This window comes from Leptospira ellinghausenii (assembly GCF_003114815.1).
GTDB classification, from domain to species: Bacteria; Spirochaetota; Leptospiria; order Leptospirales; family Leptospiraceae; genus Leptospira_A; species Leptospira_A ellinghausenii.
In genome coordinates, this window is sequence record NZ_BFAZ01000011.1 from 35,512 (window position 1) to 52,475 (window position 16,964).

Here is a 16,964-nt window from a genome sequence, read left to right on the forward strand (position 1 = left end):
TGTTGATGCAGCCGATTTTTTAACAGTATTGTTTTTCCTTAAATTATTTATTAAAACTTGCATCTTACTCGACACAACAATATCAGTTCAATTGTTGCAAACTTAGACCTGTATCGAAACCATATCAATTCATTATTAATACTTACTTCTTAAGCTTTAAATAAAGGAATACCACTACTCCTATAGAAATAAGTAACAAATTCATAAAAACAATATTCCCAATGATGAGAAACATTATTTTTTCATTAATTGATTCTATTTTACTTGAAAGTGATAATTCAGATTCTTGAATTTTGAAATTCAATTGAATCAACTCATTCTTAAATAAAGGTTCATCATTTGATGGATTTTCTTTTTTTGTTGGCAGAGCAACTGGTATTTTCGTTTTCTTTACTTCTAGAATCTCTACTTCATCTACTAAATCTTTATTCTTAAGTTCATAATAACGTTGTTGAACTAGTGGGTCTGCGCTCCAAAACTCATAAGCTTTGGAATAATACTTATAAGCTGTGCTAAACTTTCTTTGAATATAATTCTGATTTCCAAGTTCGATCCAAATTTTCGATTGCAATAAATCATATTCAGGATTTGAAAACTGCACTTCAGAACGTCTTAAAATTTCCGTTTCTGCTTCTTGAAATTTTTTTTCTTTATACAAGTTTTTCGCTAACTGAAGAGGGTCTTCTACTTTTTGCGAAAAAAGAGAAAATTGGATCACGAAAGCAGATAGGATTAAATATACTACTTTCATCTGCTTAAGATAACTGCCTTATGAGAAAATCTCGGTCTTGGCATTTTTATGGATTCCAATCGCCATGGACCTCCTATAGGATTTGCCAAATCAATAGAGTATATATTATCTGTCGGAATGTTTATACTGGTGGAACCGCCCATAACATAAGCCCTTCTGTTTTGATAAGATATTTCGATACTTGGATAATAGACTGAAACTGGTAGCACAGGGCCTGCTTGAAAGATATTTGAACTTATACCCGTTCTATAGTAATCGTAAGAAGAGGATGGTGTTATCGCAGTTACTGGTTGATTGAAATTGGAAGCTGTACTTCCCCCCACTACTAGAAAACCTTGAGAATCATTCGGATAAGGATCTGTATTCTTTGGATTATAGCAAACAGTTGCGACGCCATGTCTTGCTTGGTTTATTGAAGCTTCGACTAATGTTGTAGTAGAATTGGCTGATGGCAAATATACATCTGTGGTAGCATATGAATTTCCATCAGAGTATAAACGTCCTCCGCTGTAAAAAAGAGATCCGTTCATGATACATCCACCCATATCGAGCCTCGGAAAAATTGCATTATTTGATGTGTATTGAATCCATTGTCCGGCACTTCCTAAACTTGGATTAAAGCGAAAGACTGTATTTAAGATAGTCCCGGTAGTCATATCCATAGTTGTAGAACCAGAGATTAGATAAACTTCTTCACCATTGGAAACGCCGATTCCCCCTTGCAAATCGATCGGCATATCAGCCATTCTTTTCCATTCATTTCTGGCTGTGTCTAATCGCTCGACTATTCTAGATTGTAGCCAAGATGAACCGACTTTCGTAGCTCCGCCAATGACAAAGATATACCCTTTATGATATACTATCTGTGCAAAGGCTCTTGGCGTAGGTATCTGAGAAACATTTTCAAACCATCGATTTTCAACTGGATCAAATACATCGATCATTCCTATAGGTTCAAAATTGGATCCAATCCCGCCCAGAATCCAAATCGATCTAAGTCCATTAATTCTATCAAGAAAGTCATTTGATGTTGTCACAAAGGATTGATTACCACTAGTAACTGCACCTAATTCTTTACAATACACCTGATAATAATATCTAGTATTGGGTTTTAAACTATCGACGATGAAAAGGTGCTCTTTCCCTTCTCTAATACTAGCTCTTACATTATCTGCACCAAGCAAAGCCCCTATTCCATTCAGCGGAAGTTCTGAAAAAGCCATTAGCCCATTAGTTTTTTCAGAACACAGGACAAAGATATTTGCACTAGTTTCACCTACATTCGAAACTCCAAATCCTTCGAGCTTTAGTTTTTCTATTGCTCCAGTATCAGAAAGGGGCGAGTTGTAACAGTTAAACAAAAAAAGAAAAGAAAGATTGATGACTAATATAAATTTCAAAACTTCAACATTCCTTGAATCGTAGGGCCAGAAAAACAAACAGTTGAGGAAGTTTCAAAAGCACAAAAAGTATTTATACCCAGCCGCAATTGAAAATCATTTAGTTTATATCCCTGCCAACCTAGCTCTAACATGGCAAGTGGATTTAAACCTGATCGATTCCTATCTTCTGCAATCGTATTTACATAATTTCCACCAAACCCAACCTTTCCATAAAAATCCAAAAGAGGATTTTGTTGAAATTGATAATGAGAGTAATAATAAACGATTCCATTGATCATATTGACTTTGTATTCAGAACTTACTCCCCAAATACCATCTAATTGCAAGCCTATCCTTCCAAAGCCTTTCCAATCTAGATAAGCTGGCTCAATGTTTAAATTCAATTGATTTAGAGTAATATCTAAATTTGAAGATCTGTAAATTCCATAACCTAACCCGACAAAGGTGTTAAGTGATTCTAACGACGAGACTAGATATTTTTTGGGAGGTGGAAAATTCTTTTCTCTATTTAATTCCGATTTTTCAATTTTAGATTTTTCTACGTTAACGAAACCAATTTGAGTTTGCAAAATTATGTGATCTTGGTCTTCTTCAATCAGATAGCCAATTAATTGGCTTTTATCATACAATACAATTCTCGATAAACTTATACTAAAATCACTACCAGACTTATCTTTTTCATTTTTAGTAAGCTCAGATTTCGGAATCCGATAATCCTTACCCTGAAATTGAAATAGAATAGATCTCTCATCTTCAGATATTATTTTTCCTAAAAACTTTTGACCAGAAGCAAACTCAATTTCCGCACCATAAAGTATCGTAGCAAAGAAAAACGATAGAAAAAGGCAAAGCCATCGAATTAAAGATCCAGTTTTATTTGAGAATCTAAGCTTGTAGGTTGAAAGAAATGATGAAAAAAAAATAGTAGTTTTCAATTTTATAAAATAGTCTCGTAATTTCAATTAATGATAATCTTTAAATGCATAATAGCCAGCTGTTCTTTTATTTTCTCTTTTAGGTAATAATCATTAAACTTACCATCTTTAAGTTTTTTTTCCAATTTAATTAATTGGTTCCAAAATGTGATTCCACAGGAATTATCGCCAGGTTTCAATTGATTGCAGTTGTAATTGTCTTCGCAAATTGAATCAAAATCAGATTCAACAGGACATTTACTAAAAAGATTTGGATCAGGATTGGTTCTACAAAAACAACCATGTGCGAAGTTCTTTTCTTTCGTATTTAATCTTTCTCTTAATTCCGCCAAATCTGAGATAATTTTATTATCTTTCTTCTCTATTTGAATCGCTATCTTTAACCTATGCTTGATTGCCTCATTCATAGCACATTCATATAAATCAAACGAACATTCCCTAAATACATTACGAAACTTCTTTTCAGAAGAGACAGTTGGCCTATTTTTTTCAATGGCATAAAGTTTTTCTTGTTCTTCTACTTCCAGGATATGATTTAATACCTCTTCGAAAATTAAATCTTCATGACTCGTACCAAAGAAATAATTTGGAATCAGAAAAATATACCATGGTGATATATTCCGACTGAGAACAATTGTTCCTTTTGAAATAAATTTATTTTTAACAACTTTAATTTGATAACCGCTGGATTCTAAAAGTGGTACGAGAAAAAGACTGAAAATAAACGATCCATAATTCAAACTTTCATCATCAGTAGATCGCTCGATCGTAATATCAATTCTATCTACCATATTATTTTCGCATAGGGCAATGGCCTTATTGACCCCTTTCTTTACATCATCGCTTGCCCCGCCATTTACACTCGCGACATACTGCACATTGAATTTCCCACCCCAACAAAGACTTTTATTTAGTTGGCTTACTTTATACGAATGGTCAGAGCGAATCGTCATCAATTCGCAATTGAAAAAGAAGAAAAAGAATAAACTGATAACAAAACTAATCTTCATAAATTTTTTCTCTATTTTCAAATCGTAAAATTGCATTTTTCATATGTTCATAGTAGATTGCTTTAGCGTTTTCGGAATTTGTTTGAAAATTCCATCTGAATAAACTATATAAGGGACTTCCAACTTTAAAAACTTTTCGATGCACAACGAGCGACCTAAACTTATACAAGTTATCAAATTTAATGTCTAATTCAGTATCAACAGTCATTGGTAGAATAAAAAATGATCCTGTAACAAATGGCAGCGATGTAAATACACGTGCCATTTGAGAATTTTGGTTTGATTTATCTTCAAGTGTTATGGTAACAATTATCGTTTTTTTGCTTTTTTTATTTGTACATTCATCTATTGCATCAAATAGTCCATCATAAGAAATACTAAACTTAGATTCTCTCCTAATTCTAAAATCAGAATTATCGGAGAAGACATAGTTGAAATCTCCGCATTTTTCCTGTTTTAATATTTTTTTCGTCTCCAGCCGGTTTGGCAGCATAACTATCCCTGCGCAGTTAATTATTATTATTGTTATTAGCAAAGGTAAATATTTCATAATGACTAACGATCGGTAACCCCAAAATTTATATCCCTATTATCCTCTCCATCATTTTGTGAAATCTCTTCCGATGCTCCATAATCACCGGAAAGTGCTATTGATGAAAAATTCATTGCGATACCAATACTTGATAATACTATTATTGGAATAGATACATCAAATACAACTATCATAACCACTAGAGTCACTATCTGTATTATCAAAGAGAGAATTGCTTCAGAAGAAAAAGCTTGTTTCAACCCATTAAAAAATGCTTTACTATCAGCGTAAGGCCTATCTAGTTTATCGACTTTGTTACCAGTGCGATAGCCAGCAGCCACAAACCTTAACACATCAGGTTTATCTTTCCAAAGCATATATCCCATAAAAGCCATTTTCCAAGATTTTCCAATATGTATTCGCTCTTCTTTTTTACCTTGGATGTCATTGTACGACCCGCCAGCTTTCTTTCCCATAGTAAATCCCATAAATAGATTTCGAACTTTGTCGAGATCATTTTCTGCTGGCAGCAAGTAATAAGCAGCCAGCGCATATTGTAAAGCCTTTGAAATATGCGGCTTACCCAAATGAGATGCATTTTGACCGAAAGTTTTTTCTATATAAGATTGTCTTCCTCTCTCGTTCCCTCTATAGGTCCGAAAAGCTGCCGATGTTAGAAGTAACCGATCACTTTCATTCATACCTTCACTAAGCATATATACGACAACTGCCGAAAAGTAGGGGGATTGTCTTCCATAACCAGTCGGATCATTGTATTTAATTGGGTTTCCATTTGTATACATATAACGGTTCAATCCGTTGACTTGTTTTGAGAATAGCTTTTTGTCTCCCGTTAAAAATCGGCCAATAAAAGGATCATAATATCTTGCCTTCATATAGTATAATCCAGATTCTTTGTCTTCCGTTTGACCAGCATATTTAATTTTACTAATATCAGGTCCGCCGCTATCAGTTCTGTGAATCAATCCATAAGGTTTGTAAGCAATCCTGGATCTCCCCGTCCAATCACCACCAGACAAAGGATTCCCTTTCGAATCCGATAAAAAACTAACGGAACCTAAATGGTCAGCATGTTGGAAAGAAATACCCGAAAATGAATTTGATGAAATAGGAGGCACTATTGTGCCTGTCCCTGGAAAGTAATCGTTTCCTTCATCATTAACAGAAGGGGCGGAGTCAGAGACATGCGTTGGGAACAATGTTAGAGGTTTCTCATCCCCATTGCCTCCGATGCCAAGAAACGAACAATTCTCAACGCCAATCATAAAAGAAAACAACAATATTACATTTGCATACCGCATAACAGGCATAATATAAATCGAAAAATAAGGTCTTTTTTGTTTATGAACGAAAATGAATAAAAATCCAAGAAAAGCGAATTGAAGAGAATACGATCCGAATTTGATATTTTCTCTAGTTAAGTGTTTTCTTAGCGGCTTAAATATCAAAGAATCAAATTTATTTTTTCGATATACTTCGCAGTCCATCTTAGTTTTAGAACAATCAAATACAGAGAAATTCAAACTTAGGATTTTGTCCCAAGGGGTTAGAGAACTAAAATTTTCATCCCTCAAAAATTGTACATCAGGAACTGCTATTTGAGCCAGAGGCTCCCCTTTTAATCCTTTAAGATATAAAGTTGCAGATTCTGGAATGCCCTCCTCCCTTGTAATTTCAAACGCATCCCCAAATAAAGTATAATTAATCTGTTTTCCATTGCCCACATCTTTTTTGATTCGATTACCAGAATGATCGTAGTAATAGCGAATGGAAGTGCCGCCCGCAGTATTGATACTTGTTAACAAATTGTTAGAATCATAAGAATGAACATCTCCATTCCGATTAACCATATTTCCATTTGAATCATAGGAGTAATGAAAAGTTCCTATTTGAGGAGATCTGGCTTCAGTGACTAAATGAGGTTTATTTAAATTTTCATATTTAAAAGTAACTTCTCCTCTTTTTAGTAAATTACCATCCGCTGAATATTCATATAGTTCCTCACCATATTTTCCAACTGACTTAACAAGGCGGTTCAGTGAATCGTACTCAAAATTTTGAGTCCTGTCTTCTCGGTTTTTATCCTGTATCTTGCTTATATTTCCAGCTGGATCATACTCATATTTCAAGTTTTGTTCCAGAAATCCATCCGCCAGTTTGGTTCGAAGCCCAGTTAACCTCTTAAATTTTTTATCAATTTCAATAGTTGATTCAACACCGTTCCCAGTAATTTTCTTTATAACAAAGCGATCCTCTTCTAAAAAAGGTCCTTCATATTTCACCAGTAGCTGGTCCACTGAATTACCATCAGCCGAATCTAAAGTCATTTTATTCAAATGCCCTCCAGATCCGTAAGAATAATGAACGACTGTTCCTTCTGGATACCGAATAAGTGTTGGGTTATTATTAGTATCATACTCCGACTCGACAAACAAATTCACATCATCCATCATTTTCTTTTGTCGGATTACATTACCTCGCAAGTCATAGTCCATCAATGTTGTAAGGTTTCCATCATTCACTTGGGTCAATCTTCCTACTGGATAGGACTGTGATGTTGCACCACCAACATCATAAACATATGAAATTGTTTTCCCACCGGTCATTTGAGATATGATTCTTGATAAACCGTCATAGTTAAAATCAGTTACCGTTCCATCCGACTTAATCGTTCTCGATAGGCGTCCGAGCATGTCATATTTCATCTCGATGTTACCGGAAGATTTGTCAGTTTGACTAACTTTCCTTCCCCTGGAATCATACTCATAACTTATTTGATTGCCCGACGGATCAGTAATTTTTGCAATATTCCCCCGAGCACTATAGCTCATCGTATGAGTAGAACCATTCATCGTTCTTCGGATTTCTTGACCCAATATATTCTTTTCAATCTCTATCGTGTGAACTAGCTCGCCTGTAGCCGAAAATATACTCGAAGTAGTAACCAATTGGTTTGGAGAGTATGAAATAGAGATTCTTTCTCCTTTCGAATTTATAATCCCTATAACTCTATCATAGCCATCATAATTATACTCTTCCCAATCATCTTCCATCAAACCCGAAATAATAGGATTATATTTACGGTAAAGTCGTCCAAAAGAATCATATACCATTCGTTCGGTTAGATTGGCTGATTCATTTAACTGAGTTATCCTACTTTGAAGTTTCCCTTCATGATTCATTATTTCCGTGATGACCGAATACCCACCTTCCGAGTTACGCGACTGCTTGACGACCTCTAGCTTCAGTTCCTCTTTCTTATATGTAAAACTTTGTTTAAGGTTAGGTGCAGAGTCACCGGGAAGTGTTTCGCTCTTTTCATTCAAAAAAGGATCGTACGATCTCTTTAAGCTCGCTCCGTTTGGCGAAATTTCTTCAATTAATGAATCTGTAAGTAAGTCATATCTTTTCTCTGTTCTATGACCTAAACTATTCATTTGCGATACAACATTGATTCCAGAATCTGAATCATATTCAGTTATCACTTCACCGATACCTGGAACATTTTTGACCGTATTTCTGCCGAGCATGTCATAACTCATTGTCACTTTCGATTGGTCTGGACTTCCAGAAAATGACACAACTTCAGCAACCAAACTGTTATTGGTATAATTAAACTCTTCATCTGAAACTAATTCAGATTGCAAATAACTTTTTATTCTTTTAGGTCTTCCAATAAAATAGTTATCAAAAGAAGTATTATTATCAAAATTTGATTCTTCTTCTTTTACCAATATGTTATTGGCGAATTTTTTTTGAGACAAAGCATTGCCATATATGTCATACCCTGCTTCGTATTCTTCTTTTTTATAAAGATAAGAGTCTATGTAGGATTCTGAAACCTGCGAATTTCTTAATACTAATTCAACACCAAAAGGATTTTTGATTTGATAATTATAAGTTAAGCTTTTTGCAAGGGTCCCATCCGAATAATAACTCTTTATCGATTTTTCGAGACCGGCAAATTGGGGTCCTGCTTGGTTATATATTATTTCTTTTCTTAGATTATGTAATAGATTAGTTTCAATTACTTTTTCAAACCCATAATATGCCCGGGAAAATAAATCACCAAGGTGAATTCTAAAATTTTGATAATCATATCTATCTGTTATGACTTTATCTGCACTTTTCGATTCTATCTCATAAACCTGTTGTTTTGATATTGGAACTGAAAGCTTTGGGTAGGAGCCATTATTAAACTGGATAGCATTTTGAAATTCTTCTGTCTTTTTATATCGAATTTCAGTTTCAAACCACATCCCATCTGATAGTTTTACAAGCTTATCATGTGAATTATTCAGAACTACCGGAGTAACACTTAAATTTCCTCCTTCTGGAGTATCGTAAAGAGCTAATAAGCTAAGGAGACTTAGAAGTAAGCCTGGTGACATTGTTGTTTTGGGAGCTTTAAATAAGGAAACAAAAGCATCAAACCCCCTTGCATGCATCGCAAAATAATTCTGACTTCTGCGCGTACCATCAACATAGTCCTGAATTGCAGGGTAATAACTTAAGTAAGGTACATTTAGTAAAAATGCGTTTTTATCAGCCTTTAGATGAATTAGTTCTACTCTTCCATCCTTGTTTAAGTCCATTGCCCCATAAAACGAATCAGCTTCTGCCAATGTACCTCCACTGACAAAGCCTTGTCCGTTCCCATAATTGACAGCTACTCTCGATCCATCAAAAGCTAGTAAGTCGACCTTCCCGTCTCCATTCACATCAGCAAATGTTTTAGTTTTAAGAATTTCATCTCCAAAAACTTCTCCCTGGTAAACCATTCCGGAAAGATAACCTTGATTAACTCCTTCCGCAAAACTTTTCCCTAAATTTAAATAAGTATAAAATAATCCATTGGGTAGTAATACGCAGAAATCAGGTCTACCGTCACTATTGATATCTGCAAGCCATCTGTTGTATCCTTCCTCTTTAATATTCCCATTGCCCGTGTAGATTCCACCCATTCGATACTCAATGGAATTACCGGAGCTTAAGAATATTTTTCTTATAACTACCTCGCCGTTTAAAATATGTACAAACTCAGGCTTTCCATCAGAATCAAAATCAATAAACTGCCCCATTTTTTCATTTATAAAGATTGGGCCAATGTCTATATGATTTTCGCCAGAAAAAGAAGTACCTTGTGAGTAACTGATTGAAATCGTTGTATCATTAATCTTTTTTATATAATCTGAACGTCCGTCTCCGTCCATATCAACAAGACCCCCCTTCCAGGTTAAATCAGGAGGACTAAATAGAAAATCAACGGGCGGGGTAACTAAACTTAAATTTGATATCAGATATGGTTCAGTATAATAGCCATTCCGCGCGAAGGTAACTAATACATTTTGACCATTCGAATATGCTAAGTCTACGTTTCCATCTCCATCAACATCCCCCCAAGACATTGTAGAAAAACTATTATAACCTATACCATGCAAATTCGGAGATACCGTGGATTCATCCATACTTGTTGTTGGATTTTTAATTGTGACAATTCTGAACGAACCTTCATCTTCATTACCTACAAGTCGAACTCCTTCCAAGCTTCCATCACCATCCGTATCACCGAAAGTTAGAAGATTATTTGGACTTCTGGTTCCTGTCATACAAGGAAGCCACCACGTATTCTGAAATTGACTGCAAAGCAAACCATACCTTGCTTTTTCGGTCTGGCAGACCAATAGACTCGCTGGGTTTGGCATATTACATACCATAGTGTTGAATGCCAAACAGTTTAGTGTACCTAGGTTGCATTCAAATTTATCTTGCAATGGCACTCGTGAAACCGCAAAAAGATTTGGAATTCGTTTCTCAACTTTTGATCCATATACAGATTGTGTTCTCTGGCTATAGGTTAATTGAATATCAAAGTATTTGCCATCTCCAAAGTTATTTGATTCTTCGCGAGAAATCGCAATTAATTGTGCTTCTCCTAATAGATTTGTAGAATAATCAAATTTATATAAACGGACAGTTACTCCAGCTACTTTTACTCTAATCTCGCTTATTAATTGGTTATCTTGCGATTGAATAAAATTCGTATATTTCTTTGCGTTATCGTCATTGTCTCGATATTCGAATGAGATTTCTCTGTTTTGGTATGCAATTTTTGTAACAAATATACCTGCACTGCTATTCGGTTTCCCATATGTTACAGTATATCCAACACCAAAAGTGTCCTTTACGCTCGTTAGCCGCCATCTTTGGACCTGATCTTGGCTATACAATGAATTTTCAGTTTGATACTGATCGTTGCCCCCAAATGTATAAATCAACCCGTTTTTGTCTTTCGCTTGCCAAGTTTTCGAGTCAAGTTTCTTGAATATAAATAATGATTCAGGTTTAGTTCGATAAATATTTAATGTATTCGAGGGGACTAGCTCTCCACCTAGTGTAGATGTAAAGCGCTCGATCCCATGATCATACGATCCGCGAACATCTCTTTCTATGTAATGATTAAGATTTAAATCCCATCCTTTTCCTAATAACCCAGTTGGTAATTCCGAATTATACGAAAGTTGCAAATTAGGTGCTATTTCTTTTAGGGCAACAGGCAGCTCAATCGGGAAAGTAGTAATAGCATTCCCGAACTGATCAACCGAGATTGTTGGTAAATTTTGAGGAATTTTTTCGTTCCAAAAATCCATCAAGGTAAAACTTGAAAACGAAAAAAACGCAAAAGATAATAGTAGTATATTCTTTAATTTTGATAATTTCAAAGCGAACCCCAGAGCCTTTACCTACAATAACACGTGTTTCATAATAAATTAAAATTTAGAAACATAGGTCAATGTTTTTTCGTACAACTTATATATTCTAAAAAGTTTTATTTGTAATCGAAAAGGCTTAGGATTTGATGCCAGCAAAAAGCTATTATATTAATAACAGTTCAGATTAATTTTATTTCAGAAATTTCAAATTATTTTGAATTTCGCATTTTTTTTTCAGAATTAATAAAACAGAAATATCACAGACCATTGCGGAAAACATTCCGCAATGGTCTGTGATAGAAAAAAGGCCTTTATTCCCAATTCGAAATTCTATAATCGAAAAAGTGGATGATTTTAAATTACTACTATGTCACCTAACGCCTGAAACCATTTACAGTCATTGAAAAAATTAGGGATAATTAAATCTCTGTAAATGAAAATACGGCCTTTTTTAGGAACCATATAAAGAACCTCTTTAAGTACCTTACATAGAACACTAGCGTAAACGAAAAAGATTTCCTTTTTCAAATACACAAAAGAAAGACTTAATAACCTCGCCTTCTTAATTGTTCTCTTCGAAGCTGCTCAATAGACTTTCCAATTGTAACTTGCGATTCTTGATGCAACCCTGCTTCCCGTTCCCTTGCCTTCGCTAACTGTTCTGGTGTGACTATACTTATCATATTCCCCATTTGTTCTACAATCAATCGATGAGCCATCTCCAATGCGTCAGGACCATCCAGTTTCTTGTAAGGGAATTCGTTTAGCATTTCAAAAAGTAAATTGGAATCGGATCTGAGTAACATGAGGCCAGTTGCAATTATAGTTTGCAATGCCCCTTCGATTCGTTTGATCTTATCTCCAGTGTTTGGGATCCCAACCATTGGAACAATGATTCGATCTGTGGGTGATAATCCTTGCCCGTTGTTTGGGTTTACACACAGTTCATTCCAGTCTTCTAAATGCCGTTTAAACGCGTCCAGGAAGTATTCCTGCCCTCCACTGGTCTCAACACCCGCAACTGTCCATGGAAACGCTCTGAGAGCCTTTACGAGGTCAATTTGGATCTGATCTGGAGGTCTTCTAGCAATGTCTGAATAGAGTTCGTAGAATTTTCCCTGTGGAGAAAGTCCAACACCGACAATTGCGGAATAATCTGATCTCTGAGTCTTCCCAAGCGAAAGATCCACTGCCAATCCAAGAGTCCATCCTTGAAATGATTCCGGCCTAACAAATTCGTAAGTTTGAATTCTACCTTTGAATTTCTGATCGATCTCTGCGAGTATGACGTTCTGCCTTTCTCTTGCGAAAGAGATTGGATCGACTTCTCTTTCCTTTAGAAGCATCGAGAGAGGTGCCCCGGCTTCCCAAGTAGAATACTCGGATCCATCTGGACGAGTTCCAATGGCAGAGAATTTCTTACGATTCCAATCCCAATACTTTTTGGTATCGTTGTAGATAACTTCTCCTACGCAATTTGGTGAAAGAGTTGTGTAAGACAAAACTACATCGATACCCCATTGAGCTCCGAGCTTCAATGCCGCCCGATCGAACCAACGATATTTTTTTTGCATTCTGGAATCTGATTCAACGTCCTTCTCTTCATCCGGATCATCGACAATCAAAGCGTCTGGCCGATATTGTCTATACCGAGTTCCACGAATGGCATTAAGAAAGCCTTTCGCAATGATCCTGGCACCTCCCCTGAAAACGATATCCAAATCATTCCAAGCAACATTCTGGCCTTTCTGATCTTTTGCAGGCCTTAGTTCAGGAAAGTCAGATACAAGCAGTTCGTTATCTTCACACTCATCCACAATCTTTTGGAGAAAACCTTTCGCCTGTGTGAGTGAGGCACTGACCATGATCACAAAATGCCAATCACGCCTAAGCACCAACCACATGACACCGCATAAAGAGAGAATGGTTGATTTTCCAAAACCTCGGGAGAGAGCTCGGATTATTTTCATTGGCCCCCTACCCTTCTTTCCGGCAAAGGCTTGTATGTCCTCTATCAATTCCAATTGCTGTTCCCCAAACTCAGTAGAGAAGTAGTGAGCAAAATAAGTATTGAGAAAGACTCGAAAACTTTCTATGGCCTTTACTCTTCGTAAGGTGGCGGGATTCCCTTCTCCGTATTGTGCTTTTTGTTTTTCTAAAAATCGCTTGAGATAAATTTCAGCGACTTTGGCAGGATACCTTTTTAATTCCTTACGCAATTCCTCGATTTGGATCATATCGCAAGGTCATTCCCAAACTTTTCCGCGAGCGCAGTTGAAAGTGCCTGAACTGCTTGTTCTATCTTTTTGTCTTCTTCCTCTTTGTCATCAGACTTAGGAAGTCGTCCCGTTTTTTCTAAATAAGCGAAGGCTAATTTTCCGGCCTGGATCTTATCCTCAAAGTCATAGTCACCTGATGCTATCTCTTCTAAGATTCGAAAAAATCCGACGGCCACTGGAACGGAATTTTGGCGAATATGCGATAAGAGTTCCAGTTCAATTTCATCGGCATATTTTCGGAATGGTTCACAATGCTTATAATTCCATCCGAACCAATCTCGAGCTCTCCCAATCATAGGACCAATGTGCGTTTTATATTTTCCAGCACGGAAAAGTATTAATCCAGATTCTTGAAATGGGGAGACTTCTGGAAATTCTCTGTAAAGAACCACGGCTTTGTTTTTTGGAATTGGTTCAAATTCTTTTCCTCCCCTACTCTCTAAAAAGATCTCCTCTGGTTCTCGACTCGGTATTGTATTTTCGGTCGAGTTATTTGAGATTGTTGAGTCAGGATTTTCCCATGATTTAGAACTACCTTTCTTCACCACACGTTTGCTAGGTGCTTTTTTCCGAGGGATTTTCTTCTTTGGTGCCATCGGGAAGTGACAAGTTGCAGTAAAATACTACCTGTCAACGAAAAACGCATTGACCACTTACAGTGATTTACTGTAATGAAGTAATGCCTAGAATAACTTTAGATTTGGATGATGATTCCTATGAGTTGCTTGAAAGTGATCGGGGAGAGATGTCACAACAGAAATATATGATTCGGTTACTGAAAGAGTTTCAGTTACATATATCAATCAAAAGACGAAAAAAGGAAGGAAAGAATGGGTAAACGTGAAAAATTTCGCTATTCTATCATTAATATAAATTGGTTCAAAATAGTATTGATTTCTTTCTCTTTGGTAAGCATCGGGATTATTGGGGCAGTTTTTCTATTCTATTATTATCATTTCCCAATGCTAACAGATGATAATGAATTATGGGCACATTTTGGCGATTTTGTCGGTGGGACCCTGAGCAGTATTTTTTCTTTTTTTACATTCATTGCAATATTATACACTCTTCATTTACAGCGGGAAGAATTAAGCCTAAACCGGGAGGAATTAAGACTTAACCGATTAGAATTGCAAACTGCTAACAAAGAAGCTGGAAATCAAACTCGCATTGCATCTAAGCAACTGGAAAACTCCATTAGGCAAAAGAACGAAGAATATTTGCTTAATTATATGAAAGTATACTCTGAAATCGAACTAAACTTAATTCATCGCGGTTTCCCTAATACAACAGGTGCGGCGTTAATAGAAAGTTTTTTAAATACAGATAGTAAGATAAAAGTAACTACGAAACTCATTTCTATAGAAGATGCTGGAATGGCGATATCGACTAAACTCATATTAAAATATCTAAATTGCTTAGAGTATCTAATCTATTGGGATCTTTTACAATGCCGTAGTGAAACTTTTGATAGTATTGTTGATTCCGAACATCAATCTTTCTCTTCTGATTATTCCCCATTTATAAAATCTTTTTGTAACGATGCAACGTTTGTCCATTTGAGAAAATCTGGTATCATTGCTAAAATGAAAATAGAAGACCAATTCCCAAATATTGCTAGATTTATCAATCAGGTATAAAAAGCAAAATTGCCATGCCGAACTGGAAAGAAATTCAAATGGATAGAGTAAAAACACTTCACTGGGAAGCGCAGGAATTTTATACTTCCCTAAAGTTTGAATCATTAAAATCCTCTGTCCTTCAAATCCTAGCTCATAAAACAGAATTATACCATAGAGAACATGGGGAAAGTGCAAACATTATAGTAATATCCCCTGAATTTAGGATATTGATTGGAAAGGATATTTTAGATTTCAGGGGTATCCCGATAATTTATTCTCTAAACCTTACTTCAGAGACTAATTTTGAAAAATCTATTCAGGTGTTTTAGGTGAATCTTCTTTCTCTGATTGTGTAGTTTTAATTTTTAGAGCATTCACTAGAAAATCGATTTTCTCTTTCAAACCACTTATCGTATAAGCTTGAAAAGCTAAAACTAAAGCAGATAAAATGGCCGCGATAGGAGATGCATATTTGCTAAATTGCTCGCCTCCGGAAAGGCCAACTTTCGCATTCTCTCTTCTGTTGTATCTTTTCCTTTCCTGTGCTACTTCTTTTTCCGGAACTATTTCCAATGCACTTAATTGAAAAGTGTAAGAATTTATCTCTCCACCATCGATTGTCCACGTAACTTCGCAGTTATACTCTCTTAGTTGAGTGACTGTCATTAGCTGGTTACCTCCTTTCAGTTTTACCGTGGATCCAACTTTGAAATCACTCATTCTTTAAGTGCCTCTTTTCCTTCGATAAACTTCTTTAGGTCCTTCAGTTTCTTGATATCTGGATCCTTTTGAATTGCGTATTTCAAGTAGTGTTCAAACCCACCTACTTTACCAAAATCCTTTTTGAATTCAGTTTGTTTCTTGGATATTTTATTCAATCGCTCTTTGTAGGAATCAATTTCTTTACGTAGGTCCTCTTTGACTTTGTTCTTTTGCTTTTCTGCTTCCCACCAATCAAGGATTCTGTTATTGAAATATCTTACCTCTCCATCCTTCAGTTCTGGTAACTCCTTGGGAGGTTTCTTCATATCTTTCTTTAGTTCGTCTCGGAGTTCCTTTAGGTCCCGATTTACTGTTCCAAGAGGCCAGCCAAACATATCCATGATCTTACGTCGAATGGGAGTTTTGAATTCTTTTCGGGAGGAGAACTTATTCCCATAGGACCCTCCCCTATCGTCTTGGAGAACTTCATCTTTTCCAAACCAAATAAGGATTACGCGTTTTCTGTTTTCTGGAGTATAGTCCTTCGCAAAACCGTTCTGAGCTACCATAACACGAGCTCGAACGATATCAGTTAATTCAGATAAAACATGTTTCGCTGGGATAGTTTTGAAGCCTGCTTTTTTGGAAGCACGGTATCTTCTGGCGCCATTTAGAATTTCGTATTGGCCGTTTGCATTTTTTTCTTTGGTTAGGACTATTGGATCTTGTACGCCTTGAGTGGCAACATCCGCATCAAACTCTTTTTGTGATTCGCGATCTACATCTCGGAAGAAGTTATCTTTGTGGATGACTAAATCATCGAGTTTGACTAGTTTTATTTCGGAATATAAAATCTTTTCCATTGAAGACAAGTATGACCTGCGATTGAAGAATCAAGCAGTTTTCAAAAGTTGGAATTAGTCACTGGTATTGGAAAATTCAAGCAACTGCAATGCTGGCAGAGTAGGAGATGAGGAAATTAGAAACGGAATCGAT

The 16,964-nt window shown here is 36.0% G+C and carries 12 protein-coding genes; 2 read left to right on the top strand and 10 right to left on the bottom strand.

Going from position 1 to position 16,964, the window contains the following annotated elements; translation table 11 throughout:
• Positions 1-142: 142 nt before the first annotated feature.
• From DI076_RS18455 to DI076_RS18490, 8 genes are all read right to left on the bottom strand, one after another.
• Positions 143-751, bottom strand: coding sequence for a hypothetical protein (locus DI076_RS18455; RefSeq protein WP_108961325.1), 609 nt, complete (start codon positions 749-751; stop codon positions 143-145).
• Positions 748-2,151, bottom strand: coding sequence for a Kelch repeat-containing protein (locus DI076_RS18460; RefSeq protein WP_108961326.1), 1,404 nt, complete (start codon positions 2,149-2,151; stop codon positions 748-750). Before DI076_RS18460 ends, DI076_RS18455 begins: the two co-directional genes overlap by 4 nt.
• Positions 2,148-3,089, bottom strand: coding sequence for an LA_3334 family protein (locus DI076_RS18465; RefSeq protein ID WP_108961327.1), 942 nt, complete (start codon positions 3,087-3,089; stop codon positions 2,148-2,150). The genes DI076_RS18460 and DI076_RS18465 overlap by 4 nt, the downstream gene beginning before the upstream one ends.
• A 23-nt stretch (positions 3,090-3,112) precedes the next feature.
• The gene (locus tag DI076_RS18470; protein ID WP_135358404.1) at positions 3,113-4,099 is read right to left on the bottom strand and encodes a hypothetical protein; all 987 of its coding nucleotides are present in this window, start codon (positions 4,097-4,099) and stop codon (positions 3,113-3,115) included.
• Positions 4,089-4,592 carry a hypothetical protein gene (locus DI076_RS18475; RefSeq protein WP_135358405.1) on the bottom strand — a complete coding sequence of 168 codons (504 nt, stop codon included), beginning with the start codon at positions 4,590-4,592 and terminating at the stop codon, positions 4,089-4,091. The genes DI076_RS18470 and DI076_RS18475 overlap by 11 nt, the downstream gene beginning before the upstream one ends.
• A 62-nt stretch (positions 4,593-4,654) precedes the next feature.
• Complete coding sequence (locus DI076_RS18480; protein ID WP_135358406.1) at positions 4,655-11,374, bottom strand: RHS repeat-associated core domain-containing protein; 6,720 nt, start codon at positions 11,372-11,374, stop codon at positions 4,655-4,657.
• 536 nt (positions 11,375-11,910) lie between these two features.
• Positions 11,911-13,602: a hypothetical protein gene (locus DI076_RS18485; protein ID WP_108961331.1), complete on the bottom strand. Its 1,692-nt coding sequence runs from the start codon at positions 13,600-13,602 to the stop codon at positions 11,911-11,913.
• Positions 13,599-14,240: a hypothetical protein gene (locus tag DI076_RS18490; RefSeq protein WP_108961332.1), complete on the bottom strand. Its 642-nt coding sequence runs from the start codon at positions 14,238-14,240 to the stop codon at positions 13,599-13,601. Before DI076_RS18490 ends, DI076_RS18485 begins: the two co-directional genes overlap by 4 nt.
• A gap of 234 nt (positions 14,241-14,474) precedes the next feature.
• Between DI076_RS18490 and DI076_RS18495 the strand changes: the two genes are divergently transcribed.
• Positions 14,475-15,284, top strand: a complete 810-nt coding sequence (locus tag DI076_RS18495; protein WP_108961333.1) for a hypothetical protein — start codon at positions 14,475-14,477, stop codon at positions 15,282-15,284.
• 38 nt (positions 15,285-15,322) lie between these two features.
• Entirely contained in the window at positions 15,323-15,595 is a 273-nt protein-coding gene (locus tag DI076_RS18500) for a hypothetical protein (RefSeq protein WP_135358407.1), read from the top strand.
• Here DI076_RS18500 and DI076_RS18505 read toward each other — a convergent pair.
• Both DI076_RS18505 and DI076_RS18510 read right to left on the bottom strand, forming a co-directional pair.
• Positions 15,579-15,986, bottom strand: a complete 408-nt coding sequence (locus DI076_RS18505) for a hypothetical protein (RefSeq protein ID WP_108961335.1) — start codon at positions 15,984-15,986, stop codon at positions 15,579-15,581. The genes DI076_RS18500 and DI076_RS18505 overlap by 17 nt on opposite strands.
• On the bottom strand, positions 15,983-16,831 hold the full coding sequence (locus DI076_RS18510) for a ParB/RepB/Spo0J family partition protein (protein WP_135358408.1): 849 nt from the start codon (positions 16,829-16,831) through the stop codon (positions 15,983-15,985). The genes DI076_RS18505 and DI076_RS18510 overlap by 4 nt, the downstream gene beginning before the upstream one ends.
• Positions 16,832-16,964 lie beyond the last annotated feature (133 nt).

Excerpts from the sequence above, each read along its gene's own strand:
- DI076_RS18455 (WP_108961325.1), bottom strand. The coding sequence starts at position 751 with ATGAAAGTAGTATATTTAATCCTATCTGCTTTCGTGATCCAATTTTCT.
- DI076_RS18470 (WP_135358404.1), bottom strand. The coding sequence starts at position 4,099 with ATGAAGATTAGTTTTGTTATCAGTTTATTCTTTTTCTTCTTTTTCAAT.
- DI076_RS18475 (WP_135358405.1), bottom strand. The coding sequence starts at position 4,592 with ATGCTGCCAAACCGGCTGGAGACGAAAAAAATATTAAAACAGGAAAAA.
- DI076_RS18485 (WP_108961331.1), bottom strand. The coding sequence starts at position 13,602 with ATGATCCAAATCGAGGAATTGCGTAAGGAATTAAAAAGGTATCCTGCC.
- DI076_RS18490 (WP_108961332.1), bottom strand. The coding sequence starts at position 14,240 with ATGGCACCAAAGAAGAAAATCCCTCGGAAAAAAGCACCTAGCAAACGT.
- DI076_RS18495 (WP_108961333.1), top strand. The coding sequence starts at position 14,475 with ATGGGTAAACGTGAAAAATTTCGCTATTCTATCATTAATATAAATTGG.
- DI076_RS18500 (WP_135358407.1), top strand. The coding sequence starts at position 15,323 with ATGGATAGAGTAAAAACACTTCACTGGGAAGCGCAGGAATTTTATACT.
- DI076_RS18505 (WP_108961335.1), bottom strand. The coding sequence starts at position 15,986 with ATGAGTGATTTCAAAGTTGGATCCACGGTAAAACTGAAAGGAGGTAAC.
- DI076_RS18510 (WP_135358408.1), bottom strand. The coding sequence starts at position 16,831 with ATGGAAAAGATTTTATATTCCGAAATAAAACTAGTCAAACTCGATGAT.